The organism is Limnohabitans sp. (assembly GCF_017848645.1).
Lineage (GTDB): Bacteria > Pseudomonadota > Gammaproteobacteria > Burkholderiales > Burkholderiaceae_C > Limnohabitans_A.
In genome coordinates, this window is the sequence record NZ_JAFEIF010000018.1 from 46241 (window position 1) to 61257 (window position 15017).

The 15017-nt window shown below is 61.4% G+C and carries 14 protein-coding genes and 1 pseudogene; 12 read left to right on the forward strand and 3 right to left on the reverse strand.

What is annotated here, in order from left to right; all coding sequences use genetic code 11:
- The first annotated feature begins 53 nt into the window (after positions 1-53).
- The 4 genes from pheS to QZ190_RS04705 are packed head-to-tail and all read left to right on the forward strand — an operon-like array spanning position 54 to position 4278.
- On the forward strand, positions 54-1091 hold the full coding sequence (pheS, locus tag QZ190_RS04690; protein WP_090138921.1) for a phenylalanine--tRNA ligase subunit alpha: 1038 nt from the start codon (positions 54-56) through the stop codon (positions 1089-1091).
- A 27-nt stretch (positions 1092-1118) separates the two neighbouring features.
- Entirely contained in the window at positions 1119-3548 is a 2430-nt protein-coding gene (gene pheT / locus QZ190_RS04695) for a phenylalanine--tRNA ligase subunit beta (protein WP_291914072.1), read from the forward strand.
- A gap of 9 nt (positions 3549-3557) precedes the next feature.
- Entirely contained in the window at positions 3558-3908 is a 351-nt protein-coding gene (locus QZ190_RS04700) for an integration host factor subunit alpha (protein ID WP_090046653.1), read from the forward strand.
- 22 nt (positions 3909-3930) lie between these two features.
- Entirely contained in the window at positions 3931-4278 is a 348-nt protein-coding gene (locus QZ190_RS04705; protein ID WP_291914077.1) for a DUF1840 domain-containing protein, read from the forward strand.
- Between the two features lie 3 nt (positions 4279-4281).
- Here QZ190_RS04705 and QZ190_RS04710 read toward each other — a convergent pair whose 3' ends face one another.
- Together QZ190_RS04710 and QZ190_RS04715 are read right to left on the reverse strand one after the other, a co-directional pair.
- Positions 4282-4806, reverse strand: coding sequence for a DUF192 domain-containing protein (locus QZ190_RS04710; protein WP_291914080.1), 525 nt, complete (start codon positions 4804-4806; stop codon positions 4282-4284).
- Between the two features lie 324 nt (positions 4807-5130).
- Positions 5131-5331: pseudogene (locus tag QZ190_RS04715) on the reverse strand (cold-shock protein); the annotation flags it as partial.
- A gap of 159 nt (positions 5332-5490) precedes the next feature.
- Here QZ190_RS04715 and clpS point away from each other — a divergent pair.
- Both clpS and clpA read left to right on the forward strand, forming a co-directional pair.
- Positions 5491-5850: an ATP-dependent Clp protease adapter ClpS gene (clpS, locus tag QZ190_RS04720; RefSeq protein WP_062404940.1), complete on the forward strand. Its 360-nt coding sequence runs from the start codon at positions 5491-5493 to the stop codon at positions 5848-5850.
- A gap of 60 nt (positions 5851-5910) precedes the next feature.
- A complete protein-coding gene (clpA, locus tag QZ190_RS04725) occupies positions 5911-8244 on the forward strand; it encodes an ATP-dependent Clp protease ATP-binding subunit ClpA (RefSeq protein ID WP_291914083.1) in 2334 nt (777 codons plus the stop codon).
- A gap of 94 nt (positions 8245-8338) precedes the next feature.
- On the opposite strand, the gene QZ190_RS04730 is transcribed toward clpA, so the two are convergent.
- Positions 8339-9868, reverse strand: a complete 1530-nt coding sequence (locus QZ190_RS04730) for a helicase HerA-like C-terminal domain-containing protein (RefSeq protein WP_291914084.1) — start codon at positions 9866-9868, stop codon at positions 8339-8341.
- 71 nt (positions 9869-9939) lie between these two features.
- On the opposite strand from QZ190_RS04730, the gene QZ190_RS04735 reads away from it, so the two are divergent.
- From QZ190_RS04735 to rsfS, 6 genes are read left to right on the forward strand one after another with little or no spacing between them, the layout of a single operon-like run.
- On the forward strand, positions 9940-10665 hold the full coding sequence (locus QZ190_RS04735) for a YebC/PmpR family DNA-binding transcriptional regulator (protein ID WP_291914086.1): 726 nt from the start codon (positions 9940-9942) through the stop codon (positions 10663-10665).
- A 9-nt stretch (positions 10666-10674) separates the two neighbouring features.
- Positions 10675-11955 (forward strand): phosphoribosylamine--glycine ligase, encoded by a 1281-nt coding sequence (gene purD, locus QZ190_RS04740; RefSeq protein WP_291914088.1) that lies wholly within the window; start codon positions 10675-10677, stop codon positions 11953-11955.
- A gap of 16 nt (positions 11956-11971) precedes the next feature.
- Complete coding sequence (locus tag QZ190_RS04745) at positions 11972-12613, forward strand: 1-acyl-sn-glycerol-3-phosphate acyltransferase (RefSeq protein ID WP_291914090.1); 642 nt, start codon at positions 11972-11974, stop codon at positions 12611-12613.
- Positions 12614-12648: 35 nt separating this feature from the next.
- The gene (gene hemF / locus QZ190_RS04750) at positions 12649-13569 is read left to right on the forward strand and encodes an oxygen-dependent coproporphyrinogen oxidase (RefSeq protein WP_291914092.1); all 921 of its coding nucleotides are present in this window, start codon (positions 12649-12651) and stop codon (positions 13567-13569) included.
- Positions 13566-14225, forward strand: coding sequence for a nicotinate (nicotinamide) nucleotide adenylyltransferase (nadD, locus tag QZ190_RS04755; RefSeq protein ID WP_291914095.1), 660 nt, complete (start codon positions 13566-13568; stop codon positions 14223-14225). Before hemF ends, nadD begins: the two co-directional genes overlap by 4 nt.
- Entirely contained in the window at positions 14225-15016 is a 792-nt protein-coding gene (gene rsfS, locus QZ190_RS04760; protein ID WP_291914097.1) for a ribosome silencing factor, read from the forward strand. The genes nadD and rsfS overlap by 1 nt, the downstream gene beginning before the upstream one ends.
- Position 15017 lies beyond the last annotated feature (1 nt).

Consider the following 15017-nt stretch of genomic DNA (forward strand, 5'->3'; position numbering starts at 1 on the left):
AGCTTCAATCCCTTTTTTGTTCTTTCTCACACAGATCACCGATCTCCCACACCATGAACGAGCTGGACACCCTGGTCGAATCCGCCCGCCAGAGTTTTGTGCAGGCACTGACACCTGCAGACCTCGAAAACGCCAAAGCCCAGTTTTTGGGCAAAGCCGGTCGCATCACCGAGTTGATGAAGGGCATGGCCGCTCTGAGCGTGGAAGATAAGAAAACCCGAGGCGCCGCCATCAACCTCGCCAAGCAGGCGATCGAGGCGGCCTTGAATGACCGCCGCCAAGCCCTGGCTGATGCTGAGTTGCAAGCGCAACTCAAGGCCGAAGCCCTGGATGTGTCGCTGCCTGGCCGCAGCGCCAATGTCGGTGGTTTGCACCCTGTCTCGCTGACGCTGGAGCGGGTCGAGAATATTTTTGGCTCCATGGGTTTTGAAGTGGCCCAAGGCCCCGAGATCGAGACCGATTGGTTCAACTTCACCGCGCTCAACACGCCCGAAGACCACCCGGCCCGGTCCATGCATGACACCTTCTACGTCGAAGGCGGCCACCTGCTGCGCACGCACACCAGCCCCATGCAAATCCGCCATGCGGTGCAGCACGTCAAGCGTTACCGCAACCAGCTCGATGCTGGCCAAGGGATGCCCGAGATCCGCGTGATTGCTCCCGGGCGTACCTACCGCGTTGACTCCGACGCCACCCATTCGCCCATGTTCCACCAGTGCGAAGGCTTGTGGATTGGCGAGAACGTGAGCTTCAAGGACCTCAAGGTCGTGGTCACCGATTTTTGCCGCACCTTTTTTGAGAGCGACGACTTGGTGCTGCGCTTTCGCCCGAGTTTCTTCCCGTTCACCGAGCCCAGCGCTGAGATTGACATCCAGTTCCAAAGCGGCCCGCTGGCCGGTCGCTGGCTTGAAGTGGGCGGCTCCGGTCAAGTGCACCCGAACGTGGTGCGCAACATGGGCCTGGACCCCGAGCAGTTCATTGGTTTTGCCTTTGGCATGGGCATGGACCGTTTCACCATGCTGCGCTACGGCGTGAACGACCTGCGCCTGTTCTTTGACGGCGATGTGCGCTTTCTGAGCCAGTTCCAGTAATTCCCTTCCAAGTCCGAGACACGCGACATGCAATTTCCTGAATCCTGGTTGCGCGAGTTCTGCAACCCGCCCCTGACGACCCAGCAACTGGCCGATACCTTGACCATGGCCGGCCTTGAAGTGGAAGAGCTCGAGCCCGTGGCCCCGCCGTTCACGAAGATCGTGGTCGGCGAAATCAAGGAAGCCGTGCAGCACCCCAACGCCGACCGCTTGCGCGTGTGTCAGGTGGATGTGGGGCAGGGCGGTCTGCTGAACATCGTCTGTGGTGCGCCCAATGCCCGCGTGGGTATCCGCGTGCCTTGCGCCATGGTCGGCGCCGAGTTGCCGCCTGGCGAAGACGGCAAGCCTTTCCAGATCAAAGTGGGCAAGCTGCGTGGTGTGGAGAGCCAGGGCATGCTGTGTTCAGCCAAAGAACTGAAAATCGCCGACGACCATGGCGGTTTGTTGGAGCTGCCCGCTGACGCGCCTCTGGGCCAGGACATCCGCCAGTATCTGAATCTGGACGACACCCTGATGACGCTCAAGCTGACGCCCAATTTGGCGCATTGCTTGAGCGTGTACGGCATCGCCCGCGAAGTGTCGGCCCTGACCGGCGCACCTTTGAAGGCTCCGACCTTTCCGGCAGTGGCCACGCAGATCGGCGACAAGCTGGCCGTGAATGTCCAGTCCCCCGACCTGTGCGGCCGCTTCAGCGGTCGCGTTGTGAGGGGCGTGAACACGAAGGCGCAAACTCCGCAGTGGATGGTCGACCGCCTGGCCCGTTGCGGTCAGCGCAGCGTGAGCCCGTTGGTGGACATCTCCAACTACGTGATGTTCGAGTTCGGTCGTCCCTCGCATATTTTTGACCTCGACAAGATCCACGGCGGCTTGCAGGTGCGCTGGGGCCAGCCCGGTGAGTCGCTCAAGCTGCTCAATGGCAACACCGTGACCGTGGACGACAAGGTGGGTGTGATCGCCGATGACAGCCAAGTCGAATCGCTGGCCGGCATCATGGGCGGCGACGCCACCGCCGTGTCCGACGACACCCAAAACATCTACATCGAAGCGGCCTTCTGGTGGCCCACCTCGATTGCTGGCCGCTCGCGCCGCTACAACTTCTCGACCGATGCAGGCCACCGTTTCGAGCGCGGTGTGGACCCGCAGCTGACGGTGGAGCACATCGAGCGCATCACCCAGCTGGTGCTGGACATTTGCGGCACCCCCGAGACAAAGGTCGGCCCCATCGATGACCAAACTTTGAACTTGCCCGCCATCACGCCAGTGACCCTGCGCGTGGCCCGTGCGGTCAAGGTGATTGGCATGCCTTTGACCCAACAGCAGTGCGCCGACGCTTTGCGCGGCTTGGGCTTGCAAGTGGCCGAAGGGCAGGGCACTGTCACCGTCACACCGCCCAGCTTCCGGTTCGATTTGCAGATCGAAGAAGACCTGATCGAGGAAGTGGCCCGCATGGTGGGTTACAACAACCTGCCCACGAACCCGCCTCTGGCCCCCATCACCGCCAAAGTGCGCCCAGAGACCGAGCGCAGCCCATCGACTGTACGCCGCGCCATTGCCGCTTTGGGTTATCAGGAAACCATCAACTACAGCTTTGTCGAAGAAGCTTGGGAAAAAGACTTGGCGGGCAATGCCCACCCGATCCGCCTGCTCAACCCGATCGCCAGCCAGATGAGCGTGATGCGCTCGAGCCTGATCGGCTCGCTCTTGCAAGTGGTCAAGTTCAACGCCGACCGCAAGGCCGACCGCGTGCGCGTGTTCGAGCTGGGTCGCGTGTTCCTGCGCAATGCGAGCGTGGCAGACAGCGACGCCACCGTGCAAGGTTTTGACCAGCCCATGAAGGTCTCAGGCATGGCCTGGGGCCCCTTGGAGCCTTTGGGTTGGACAGGCAAGTCGCGCCTGGTGGATTTCTTCGATGTCAAAGCCGATGTCGAGCGCTTGCTGGCCCCGGCCCAAGCCGAATTCGTGGCCTCCGAGCACCCCGCGATGCACCCCGGCCGCTCGGCTCAGGTCCTGCTGCAAGGCCGGGTGATCGGTCATGTGGGTGAGTTGCACCCGCGTTGGCGTCAGGCCTGGGACTTGCCGCATGCGCCTGTCGTGTTCGAGCTGGACCTGGACGCGGTCACTCAGCGCAGCGTGCCTGTGGCCCAGCCCGTGGCCAAGATGCAAGCGGTGGAGCGCGACATCGCCGTGATCGTGCGTGAGCAGGTCACGCACGCCGAGTTGATGCAAGCCATCCACAGCGCACCGACTCTGGGTTTGCTGCGCCATGCGGTGCTGTTCGATGTCTATCGCCCCAAGGCTGAAGCCGCTGGTGGCCTGGCGGTGGGCGAGAAAAGTTTGGCGGTTCGTTTGAGTTTGCACAGCGACGAGGCCACCTTGACCGACGCCCAGATCGAAGCCGCCATGGGGGCCATCATGGCCAGCCTGTCCGAGCGGGTTTCTGCACGTTTGCGTACCTGAGTGCATGCCATGCAAATCAGTTTTGAATCCCTGGAAACCCCGGCACTGACCAAGGCGCACCTGGCCGATTTGCTGTTCGAGCAGATTGGCTTGAACAAGCGCGAGTCCAAGGACATGGTCGATGCGTTTTTTGACCTGGTGGTGGACAGCCTGATTGCGGGTGACGATGTGAAAATTTCCGGCTTCGGCAATTTCCAGATCCGCACCAAGGCTGCGCGTCCCGGGCGCAACCCGCGCACCGGAGAATTGATCCCGATTGATGCACGTCGTGTCGCGACTTTCCATGCCAGCCATAAACTCAAGGCCTTGATCCAGGGCGATGCCGTTGACGACGAAGGTGTGGAGACGGTGGGCCGCTGAATCATTCCTGATTGGAGTGCCCATGTTGTTCAAGTTCAAATCCCAAGTCACCAGCGACCTCATCATGCTGGAGGCCGATGCCCGCAGGCTGCTGCACATCATGTTGGGTCACGACCCTGACAAAGGCATCATTTTGGTGAAGGACCTGTCTGCAGCCATTGCCAAGCTGGAGTCGGCTGTGGCCCAGGATGAAGCGGCCCGTTTGCAGCGCAGCCAAGCGGCGCAAAAAGCCTCAGTGCCCACTGACAGCACGCAGGACGCCTCGGTGGAGGTGTTGGACGCCGTGCGACTTGCGCAGCGGGCCAGCCCCATGCTCAAGCTGCTCAAGCACTGCGTGGCCGACCCGTCTGACGTGGTCTGGGGCGTGTGAGGTTCAGCCAGGCCGTTTGCTGAACACGGCACCACCGAGTTTGAAGCCGGGCTTGATTTGCCGCTTGGCAAACCAGCCTTGGTTCATCTCCAGCACAAATCGCACGGGTTTGCTGGAGCAGTGCGAGTCATCGCTTTGCGGCTGCATGTCGGCCAGGTTAACGATGGTGCCATCGTCCTCGACGAAAGCGGCCGTGAGGGGAATCAGGGTGTTGCGCATCCAAAAGCATTGGGTCGACGCTTGCTCGAACACGAACAGCATGCCCTCGTGCACCGGCATATCCTTGCGCCACATCAGACCGATCTGTCGCTGCTCGGGGGTCTGGGCCAGTTGCACATCCAGGCGGTGCATACCGGCCGTCAATGTCGTGCGGGCCAAGCCCATTTGAGGCCCTGGGTTGGACTGGGCCGATGCCAGAGATCCGGCCAGCAGCAGGCTGCAGGCGATACCGAACGCTGCGCTGCGCCAGGTCTTATTGCGGGCAGGGCTGCAAAAAGCGCGACATGTCGAAAAGAAGAAGTGGGTCATGGTGAGGGCTGGAATGCAAAGCAGGCCCCAAGGATAACGCCTGCTGGGGTTGTTGCCGCACTGCGCAAGCCGACTGACTTCAGTCAAGCCAAAGAGCATGCCTGCAGGGGACCTTGACTGGTCGCGGCAGCGGCAGCCGCAGGGAAGGACATGCCCCGACACAAGACCCCAGGGCCCTAGCCCCCGGGCTTTAAGCCTTAGAGCGCTTCAAGGGGCTGCCGTGTCCGTTTGGCCGGGTGGGTCGCTGTCAGCCCCATTGGCCCGGCCAAGGCTCGTCAAGGCGCTGTCGGTGCCTTGGGTCGAGTCTGCCAATGGCGTTGGCGTGGCAGCCCAAATATTCGCAGCCATCAGGCCCTTGGCGCCTTGCGTCAGCTCGAAGTTGACGCGCTGGCCTTCCTTGAGGGTTTTGAAGCCCTCCATCTGGACAGCCGAAAAATGGGCAAAAGCATCCGCGCCGCCCCCGTCGGGTTGAATGAAACCAAAACCTTTGGCATCGTTGAACCATTTGACCGTACCACTGGGCATACGATGTCTCCGTGTTTTTATTGAATGGCTCAGTTTGAGTAATTCAAGGCGAATTTGTCAATGTGAGGTTTTCCCGGGGTGCAGCATTTGTGCCGCATGCAGCCAAGACTTTTCAGACCCCAAGCTCAAAGGGCTTGAAAGCATCGATAGAATGAAATCATGGCAACGAAAAAACCTTCCAATCCCACGCTGCCGACCGTGACCCCCCGTGCGCCTGATGGCGGCGATTCGGTGGTCCTCGAAAGACGTGCCCAAAAAATCGAACCGCCCCAGATGTACCAGGTGGCGATGCTCAACGACGACTTCACCCCCATGGAGTTCGTGGTGATGGTGATCCAGGAGTTTTTCAGCAAGGACCGCGAGGCGGCCACCCAGATCATGCTCAAGATCCACCTGGACGGCAAAGGCGTTTGCGGGGTCTATTCCCGCGATGTGGCCGCCACCAAGGTCGATCAGGTGCTGGATGCAGCCAAACAAGCCGGTCACCCGCTGCAATGTGTCAGTGAACCCATTGAATAAACCGGTATGCCCCCCACCTCTTATTCGTCTCTTTTACTCAGCAAGGCATAAGGAAATCACATGATTGCCCAAGAATTGGAAGTCAGCTTGCACATGGCCTTTGTTGAAGCCCGTCAGCAGCGCCATGAATTCATCACCGTTGAGCACTTGTTGCTGGCCCTGCTGGACAACCCCAGTGCGGCCGAAGTGCTGCGCGCTTGCGCCGCCAACATCGACGATCTGCGCAAGGCCTTGAGCAATTTCATCAAGGACAACACGCCCCAAGTGGCGGGTACCGAAGAGGTGGACACCCAGCCCACCTTGGGTTTCCAGCGCGTGATCCAGCGCGCCATCATGCATGTCCAGTCCACCGGCAACGGCAAAAAGGAAGTGACCGGCGCGAATGTGCTGGTGGCGATCTTTGGCGAAAAAGACTCGCACGCCGTGTATTACCTGCACCAGCAGGGCATCACCCGCCTGGACGTGGTCAACTTCATCGCCCACGGCATCCGCAAGAGTGACCCGCCAGAGGCCGCCAAATCCGACGCACCCGCCAACTCCGAGTCCGAAGAGGCCAGCGGTGGTGAGCGCAACGAGAAAGCCTCGCCTCTGGAGCAGTTCACCAACAACCTGAACCAGGCCGCCAAAGAAGGCAAGATCGACCCGCTGATTGGCCGTGAATACGAAGTCGAGCGCACGATCCAGATCCTGTGCCGCCGCCGCAAGAACAACCCGCTGCTGGTGGGCGAGGCCGGTGTGGGCAAGACGGCGATTGCCGAGGGCCTGGCTTGGCGCATCACGCAGGGCACCGTGCCAGACATCCTGGCCGAAGCCACGGTGTATTCGCTGGACATGGGCGCACTGCTGGCAGGCACCAAGTACCGGGGTGATTTTGAACAGCGCCTCAAAGGCGTGCTCAAGTCGCTCAAGGACAAGCCCAATGGCATTTTGTTCATTGACGAAATCCACACCTTGATCGGTGCGGGCGCAGCCTCAGGTGGCACGCTCGACGCATCCAACCTGCTCAAGCCTGCCCTGTCGAGCGGCCAGCTCAAGTGCATCGGCGCGACCACCTTCACCGAGTACCGCGGTATTTTCGAAAAAGACGCCGCCCTGTCTCGCCGTTTCCAGAAAGTGGACGTGGTCGAGCCCACGGTGTCCGAGACGGTGGACATCCTCAAAGGCCTCAAGAGCCGTTTTGAAGACCACCACAGCGTCAAATACACCATTGCCGCCTTGCAAGCTGCCGCCGAGTTGTCGGCCAAGTTCATCAACGACCGCCAGCTGCCCGACAAGGCGATTGACGTGATCGACGAAGCCGGTGCCGCCCAGCGCATCCAGGTCCCCTCCAAGCGCAAAAAGACGATTGGCAAGTCCGAGATCGAAGACATCGTCGCCAAGATCGCCCGCATTCCCCCGGCCAACGTGTCCAACGACGACCGCAGCAAGCTGCAGACCATCGAGCGTGACCTCAAATCGGTGGTGTTTGGGCAGGACAAAGCGCTCGAAGTGCTGGCGTCTGCCGTCAAGATGGCCCGCTCAGGCTTGGGCAAGACCGACAAGCCGATTGGCTCCTTCTTGTTCTCGGGCCCCACGGGCGTGGGCAAGACCGAGGCGGCCAAACAGCTGGCCTACATCATGGGCATCGAGCTCATCCGCTTTGACATGTCCGAGTACATGGAGCGCCATGCGGTGAGCCGCCTGATCGGCGCGCCTCCGGGCTACGTGGGCTTTGACCAGGGCGGCCTGTTGACCGAAGCCGTGACCAAGAAGCCGCACTGCGTGCTCTTGCTCGACGAAATCGAAAAAGCCCACCCGGACATCTTCAACGTGCTGCTGCAGGTCATGGACCACGGCACCTTGACCGACAACAACGGGCGCAAGGCCGACTTCCGCAACGTGATCATCATCATGACCACCAACGCGGGGGCCGAGACCATGAACAAGGCCACCATTGGCTTCACCAACCCGCGCGCGGCCGGGGACGAAATGGGCGACATCAAGCGCCTGTTCACGCCCGAGTTCCGCAACCGTCTGGACGCCATCGTGAGCTTCAAACCGCTGGATGAGCAAATCATCTTGCGCGTGGTCGACAAGTTCTTGTTGCAGCTGGAAACGCAATTGGGCGAGAAAAAGGTGGAAGTCACCTTCACCGACGCCTTGCGCAAGTTCCTGGGCAAGAAGGGTTTCGATCCGCTCATGGGCGCTCGCCCGATGCAGCGCCTGATCCAGGACACCATCCGCAAGGCCCTGGCCGACGAGTTGCTGTTCGGTCGCCTGACCGACGGTGGGCGCCTCACGGTGGACATCGATGCCAAGGACGAGGTGCTGTTGGACATCACACCCAACCCGAAAAAGGACAGCCGAGCATCACGCGCGGAGCCCGCCGAGCCGGAAGAAGCCACAGCGGGTTAAGACCTGCGAGCCCCAAGCCTGGCCCCGGTTTCGAGGGCCAGGTGCAAAAAAGGCCCGTGAGGGCCTTTTTTTGTGGTGCACCGAAGCGGCGCCCTTATCTGCGCCGCCCCCCACCCAGCAAGCTGCCCAGCACGCCACGCACGATTTCCCGGCCAATGGCCGAACCCGCAGTGCGTACAGCACTTTTGACCACCATTTGCGCCACACCGTCGCGCTGTCCACCCCGGGGGCCGGTGCTGCCAAACAGCATGTCGCTCAAGCCGCCCATCAGGCCGCCGCTGGCAGGTTCGGTTGCAGCCGGTGCCTGGCCCGGCAAGGGGTTGGTGGCGCTGGCTTGGCCGGTCGCCGTGGCCTGGCCCTTGATGCGCTCATAAGCGGACTCACGGTCCTGGGCTTGTTCGTACACCCCGGCCACCAACGAGCCCTGAACCAGCGCCTGCCGTTGGGCGGCGGTGATGGGGCCCAGCTGGCTGCCCGGGGGCAGCACAAACACGCGCTCGGTCTGGCAGGGGCGGCCTTTGGCGTCCAGAAAACTCACCAGGGCCTCGCCCACGGCCAGCTCGGTGATGGCCGCTTCGATGTCCAGGCCCGCTTTGGGGCGCATGGTTTGCGCGGTGGACTTCACGGCTTTTTGATCGCGCGGGGTGTAGGCGCGCAGGGCGTGTTGCACCCGGTTGCCCAGCTGCCCCAGCACACTGTCGGGGATGTCCAGTGGGTTTTGCGTGACAAAGTACACCCCCACGCCCTTGGAGCGCACCAGGCGCACGACCAGCTCGATGCGCTCGACCAGGACTGCCGGCGCGTCCTTGAACAGCAGGTGCGCCTCGTCGAAAAAGAAGACCAGCTTGGGTTTGACCGGGTCGCCGATTTCGGGCAATACCTCGAACAACTCGGACAGCATCCACAGCAAAAAAGTGGCGTAAAGGCGCGGCGAGTTCATGAGCTTGTCGGCCGCCAGGATGTTCACCACCCCCAGACCTTGGGCGTCGGTCTGCATGAAGTCTTCGATGTTGAGCATGGGCTCACCAAAGAACTGGTCGCCGCCTTGTGTCTCGATTTGCACCAGGCCGCGCTGGATGGCCCCGATGCTGGCGGCGCTGATGTTGCCGTACTCGGTGGTGAACTGTTTGGCGTTGTCGCCCACGTACTGCAGCATGGCCCGCAGGTCTTTCATGTCCAGCAGCAGCAAGCCGTTGTCGTCGGCGATCTTGAACACCAGGTTCAACACCCCGGCTTGCGTGTCGTTCAGGCCCAGCATGCGCGTGAGCAACAAGGGACCCATGTCCGAGATGGTGGCGCGCACCGGGTGGCCTTGCTCGCCAAACACGTCCCACAAGGTGGTGGGGCAGGCCAGAGGCTCGGGCAGTGACAGTCCACGGTCTTGCAGCACGGCGGCCAGCTTGTCGCCGATCTTGCCCGCCTGGCTGACCCCGGTCAGATCGCCCTTGACGTCGGCCATGAAGACCGGCACACCGATGCGCGAAAAGCTCTCGGCCAGAGTTTGCAACGTGACGGTTTTGCCCGTCCCGGTGGCCCCCGTGATCAGGCCGTGGCGGTTGGCGAGACCCGGCAGCAGGTGACACTGCGCTCGGGCGTTTTGAGCAATCAACATGGGATCAGCCATCGAAAATCTCCTCCTCGGAGTGAAAAGTAAAATCCAGCCTCTAGGTTAAATCAACATTCAAGGAATTCCCGATGGCTGGCCACAGTAAATGGGCAAATATTCAGCACCGCAAAGGCAGGCAAGACGAAAAAAGGCAACGCATTTGGACCCGGGTGGTGCGTGAAATTATGGTCGCGGCCCGCACGGGCGGTGGCGATGCCAGCGCCAACCCTCGCCTGCGTCTGGCCATCGAAAAGGCCAAGGCGGCCAACATGCCAGCCGACACCATCAAGCGCAACGTGGACAAGGCCACGGGCAACCTGGAAGGCGTGAGCTACGAGGAAATCCGTTACGAAGGCTACGGCATTGGCGGCGCGGCCATCATTGTGGACACCATGACCGACAACCGCGTGCGCACCGTGGCCGAAATGCGCCATGCCTTGAGCAAGCACGGCGGCAACCTGGGCACCGAGGGCTCGGTGGCGTTTCAATTCAAGCACTGCGGTCAACTGATTTTTGCCCCCGGCACTTCGGAGGACCGTGTCATGGAGGTGGCGTTGGAAGCCGGTGCAGAGGACGTGCTCACCGACGCAGAAGGCGCGATCGAGGTTTTGACCACACCCGCTGACTTTGAAGCCGTGAAAAACGCGCTGGAGGCCGCCGGTCTGGTGGCCGAGATGGCCGAAGTCACCTGGCGTGCCGAAAATTCTGTGTCTTTGTCCGGCGATGAAGCGGCCAAAATGCAAAAATTATTGGATATATTGGAAGACTTGGACGATGTGCAAAACGTTTTCCACAACGCCGAATTTGAAGATTAAGGAAGTTGGATGAAAGTATTGGTCGTTGGCAGTGGTGGTCGTGAGCACGCCATGGCGTGGAAACTGGCGCAGTCGCCCAAAGTGCAGCAGGTCTATGTGGCACCGGGCAACGGTGGCACGGCCAAAGATAAAAACCTGGTCAATGTGCCGATCACAGATTTGGCGCTGCTGCGCCAGTGGGCCTTGGACAACGGCATTGGCCTGACCTTGGTGGGCCCCGAAGCCCCCTTGGCGGCGGGCATCGTGGACGATTTTCGGGCGCATGGTCTGCGCATTTTTGGCCCCACGCAGGCAGCAGCCCAGTTGGAAAGTTCCAAGGCTTTTTCCAAGGCCTTCATGCAGCGCCATGGTATCCCCACGGCCGCATTCGAGACCTTCACCGATGCCGCCTTGGCGCACGCTTACGTGGACCGCCAAGGCGCCCCCATCGTGGTCAAGGCCGACGGCCTGGCGGCGGGCAAAGGCGTGGTGGTGGCGATGACGCTGGCCGAGGCGCATGAGGCGATTGACTTCATGCTGCTGGACAACACCCTGGGTGTGGCCCACAACGCTGGCGGCGCTCGGGTGGTGATCGAGGAGTTTTTGCAAGGCGAAGAAGCCAGCTTCATGGTGCTGTGCGATGGCAAAAACGTGGTGGCTCTGGCCACCAGCCAGGACCACAAACGCCTGCAAGACGGCGACGTGGGCCCGAACACCGGCGGCATGGGCGCTTATTCGCCTGCACCTGTGGTCACGGCCGAGGTGCACGCCCGCGCCATGCGCGAAGTCATCTTGCCGACCATTCGCGGCATGGACAAAGACGGCATCAACTACACCGGGTTTTTGTACGCGGGCCTGATGATCGATCCGCAAGGCCGCATCAAGACCCTGGAATTCAACTGCCGCATGGGTGACCCCGAGACCCAGCCCATCTTGATGCGCCTGAAGTCGGACTTTTTGGAGGTTTTGCTGGCCGCAACGTCAGAAGGTCTGGGGCAATTGGACATGGAATGGGACCGCCGTGTCGCGCTGGGTGTGGTCATGGCCGCGGCCGGTTACCCGCTCAACCCGCGCAAGGGCGATGCCATCACCGGCCTGCCCAAGGACCAAGAGGATGCCATGGTGTTCCATGCGGGCACCACCGAGAAAGAGGGCCAAATCCTGACTTCGGGGGGGCGTGTGCTGTGCGTCACGGCGCTGGCCGATTCGGTCAAGCAGGCACAGCAAAAAGCCTACCAAACGGCCACTCCCATTGCCTTTGATGGCATGCAGATGCGCCAGGACATCGGCTACCGCGCCATCAGAAACTGAAGCACCAACGCCCCTCATGAGCCCTTTGACCCGCCATCCTGTGACCTTCCAAGGCTCCCGTCTGGCGCGTTGGACTTTAAAAATGCTCGGTTGGCGCCTGGACTTTGAGGGCTTTCCTGCCCGCCAAGGTGTGGCGATCGTTTACCCGCACACCAGCAACTGGGATTTCCCCATCGGCATGTTGGCCAAATGGGCGCTGGGCGTTCCGGCGCGCTTTTGGGGCAAGGACTCGCTGTTCAAGCTTCCGGTGATCGGTGCCTGGATGCGCTGGGTGGGCGGCATCCCGATTGACCGCAGCTCATCTCGCGGCGTGGTCGGGCAAATGGTGCATGTGTTCGATCAGTACAAACAAAACGACCAATTGCTTTGGTTGGGCCTGGCCCCAGAGGGCACGCGCAGCTTCACGCCGGGTTGGCGCAGCGGTTTTTACCAACTGGCCTTGGGCGCGCAAGTGCCCCTGGCGCTCGTCAAGCTCGACTGGGGTCAGCGCCGCTTCAGCGTGGTGGACTTTTACGATCTGACGGGCCAGGTCGAGCGCGATTACGCCCACATGGCCCAGGTCTTTGAGGGTGTCAAAGGCTTCCACGAACACCAGATGGGCCCCATACTCCCCTGGAGCCCTGGCCAAGCGGACGAATCTGCCCGCCTGAAACGATGAAGATTTTCTGAACCTATTTAACGTCCCAATCCACCATGAGCACCCCTTTTGAACTCGGCACCGTCAAAAACTACCTGGTCGGCTTGCAGTCCCGCATCACCGGGGCGCTGACCGACCTGGATGGCACCCCTTTTCTGACCGATGCCTGGCAAAAAGACCCGGGTGAAAAACTCCAGGGCAATGGCATCACCCAGATTCTGGAAGGCGGGCCCATTTTTGAACGCGCTGGCTGCGGCTTTTCGCACGTCACGGGCCCGCAGTTACCGCCCTCGGCCACCCAGCACCGCCCAGAGTTGGCCGGCTCGGCCTTTGAGGCGATGGGCGTGTCCTTGGTGTTCCACCCGCGCAACCCCTATGTGCCCACGGTGCACATGAACGTGCGCATGATCGCGGCCAAGCCCGAGGGCAGGGCGCCCGTGGCCTGGTTTGGTGGCGGCATGGACCTGACCCCTTATTACGGCTTTGACGAAGACGCGGTGCATTTTCACCAGACCTGCAAAGACGCCTTGACGCCGTTTGGCGAGGCCTTGCACCCGCGTTTCAAAACCTGGTGCGACGATTATTTTTGCAACAAACACCGCCGTGAGCAGCGCGGCGTGGGCGGCATTTTCTTCGACGACTTTTCCGAGCTGGGCATGGACCAGAGCTTTGCCATGCTGCAAAGCGTGGCCGATTCACTGCTGACGGCCTACATGCCCATCGTGATGCGCCGCAAGGACACGCCTTATGGCGAGCGCGAACGTGACTTTCAGCTCTACCGCCGTGGCCGCTATGTCGAGTTCAACCTCGTCTGGGACCGGGGCACGCATTTTGGTTTGCAGTCCGGTGGCCGTACAGAATCGATCCTGCTGTCCATGCCGCCCGAGGTGCGCTGGTCGTACCAGCGCCAGGACGAGGCAGGCTCGCCGGAGGAGCGCTTGCTCAGCCACTTTCTGGTGCCCAAGGACTGGGTTTGAAGCTGCCATCTTCCGTGCAAAACGACCCAGCCCATGTGCAGCGCCTGGGCGTTTTTGGCGGAGCGTTCGATCCGCCGCATCGGGCCCACGTGGCCTTGGTCGAAGCGGCCATCACCCAGCTGCAGCTCGACCAGGTGCGTGTGCTGCCCACGGGCCAAGCCTGGCACAAACCGCGCAACCTGAGCGATGCCGAGCACCGCCTGGCCATGACGCGTTTGGCCTTTGCGCCTGTGCCGCAAGTGGTGGTGGACGAGCGGGAAATTCAGCGCACCGGACCCACCTACACGGTGGACACCCTGCGCGAGTTGCAGACCGAATACCCCCAGGCGCAACTGTATTTGCTGCTGGGCGACGACCAGCGGCGCGCCTTGCCCGCCTGGCACCAAATCGGCGAAATTGGGCGCATCGCTATAATCTGCGCCGCAGGTCGTGATATGGCCGTGCGTGCCTGGAACGAAGAATCAGGCACTGCACCCACCAACCCACCCCTTTCTGACACGCTGCAAGCGCGCATTCGCACTCTGGACATGCCGCTGATGCCTCACAGTGCCACGGACATCCGTGTGCTGGCGGCCACAGAGCAGGCCCTGACGGGCTTGGTATCCCCCGCTGTTGAGCGCTATATTCACGAACACCACCTTTACAGGCTCCATTGATGACCGAAAACGCCGCCAAAAAAGACATCCAGAAACTCCAGCGTGCCATTGTGGACGCTTTGGAGGACGTCAAGGCCCAAGAAATCCAGGTGTTTGACACCGAACACCTGTCCTCGCTGTTTGAGCGGGTCATCATCGCTTCGGGCACCTCGAACCGTCAAACCAAAGCGCTGGCTGCCAGCGTGCGTGACAAAGTGCGAAACGCAGGTTTTGGCAAACCCCGCATCGAGGGCGAAGACAACGGCGAATGGATCATTGTGGATTGCGGCCAGGCCGTGGTGCACGTCATGCAGCCCACCATCCGCACCTATTACAACCTCGAAGAAATCTGGGGCGGCACGCCTGTTCGCTTGAAGTTCGGTGCGCCCAAGCCCGCAGCGACGGCCGAAGTCAAGGGCCACATCCAGAATTCGGTGGCGAAAAAAGCCACCGGCAAAGCAGTGGCCAAATCCACCGCTGCCAAAACACCTGCTGCCATGAAGTCGGCCGCCAAACCCGCTGCCAAATCTGCAGCCAAGGCCAAACCCGCCTTGAAGGCACCGGCCAAATCCGCCAAACCAGCGGCCAAGGCACCTGCGAAAACTGCGGCCAAAACCGCCGCCTCCAAAACAGCGGCCAAGTCGCCGACGAAATCCAGCAGCCCCACCAGCAAGCCCACGGTGAAGACAGTGGGCAAGCCCACGGCCAAGCCTGCCGCCAAAGCGGCGGCCAAGTCGTCGGCCAAACCCGCAGCCAAAAAGGCCCCGGCGCGCAAGGCTGTGCAAGCGACCACCCGCCGCAAAGCCGATTGAT

Excerpts from the sequence above, each read along its gene's own strand:
- pheS (WP_090138921.1), top strand. The coding sequence starts at position 54 with ATGAACGAGCTGGACACCCTGGTCGAATCCGCCCGCCAGAGTTTTGTG.
- pheT (WP_291914072.1), top strand. The coding sequence starts at position 1,119 with ATGCAATTTCCTGAATCCTGGTTGCGCGAGTTCTGCAACCCGCCCCTG.
- QZ190_RS04700 (WP_090046653.1), top strand. The coding sequence starts at position 3,558 with ATGCAAATCAGTTTTGAATCCCTGGAAACCCCGGCACTGACCAAGGCG.
- QZ190_RS04705 (WP_291914077.1), top strand. The coding sequence starts at position 3,931 with ATGTTGTTCAAGTTCAAATCCCAAGTCACCAGCGACCTCATCATGCTG.
- QZ190_RS04710 (WP_291914080.1), bottom strand. The coding sequence starts at position 4,806 with ATGACCCACTTCTTCTTTTCGACATGTCGCGCTTTTTGCAGCCCTGCC.
- clpS (WP_062404940.1), top strand. The coding sequence starts at position 5,491 with ATGGCAACGAAAAAACCTTCCAATCCCACGCTGCCGACCGTGACCCCC.
- clpA (WP_291914083.1), top strand. The coding sequence starts at position 5,911 with ATGATTGCCCAAGAATTGGAAGTCAGCTTGCACATGGCCTTTGTTGAA.
- QZ190_RS04730 (WP_291914084.1), bottom strand. The coding sequence starts at position 9,868 with ATGGCTGATCCCATGTTGATTGCTCAAAACGCCCGAGCGCAGTGTCAC.
- QZ190_RS04735 (WP_291914086.1), top strand. The coding sequence starts at position 9,940 with ATGGCTGGCCACAGTAAATGGGCAAATATTCAGCACCGCAAAGGCAGG.
- purD (WP_291914088.1), top strand. The coding sequence starts at position 10,675 with ATGAAAGTATTGGTCGTTGGCAGTGGTGGTCGTGAGCACGCCATGGCG.
- QZ190_RS04745 (WP_291914090.1), top strand. The coding sequence starts at position 11,972 with ATGAGCCCTTTGACCCGCCATCCTGTGACCTTCCAAGGCTCCCGTCTG.
- hemF (WP_291914092.1), top strand. The coding sequence starts at position 12,649 with ATGAGCACCCCTTTTGAACTCGGCACCGTCAAAAACTACCTGGTCGGC.
- rsfS (WP_291914097.1), top strand. The coding sequence starts at position 14,225 with ATGACCGAAAACGCCGCCAAAAAAGACATCCAGAAACTCCAGCGTGCC.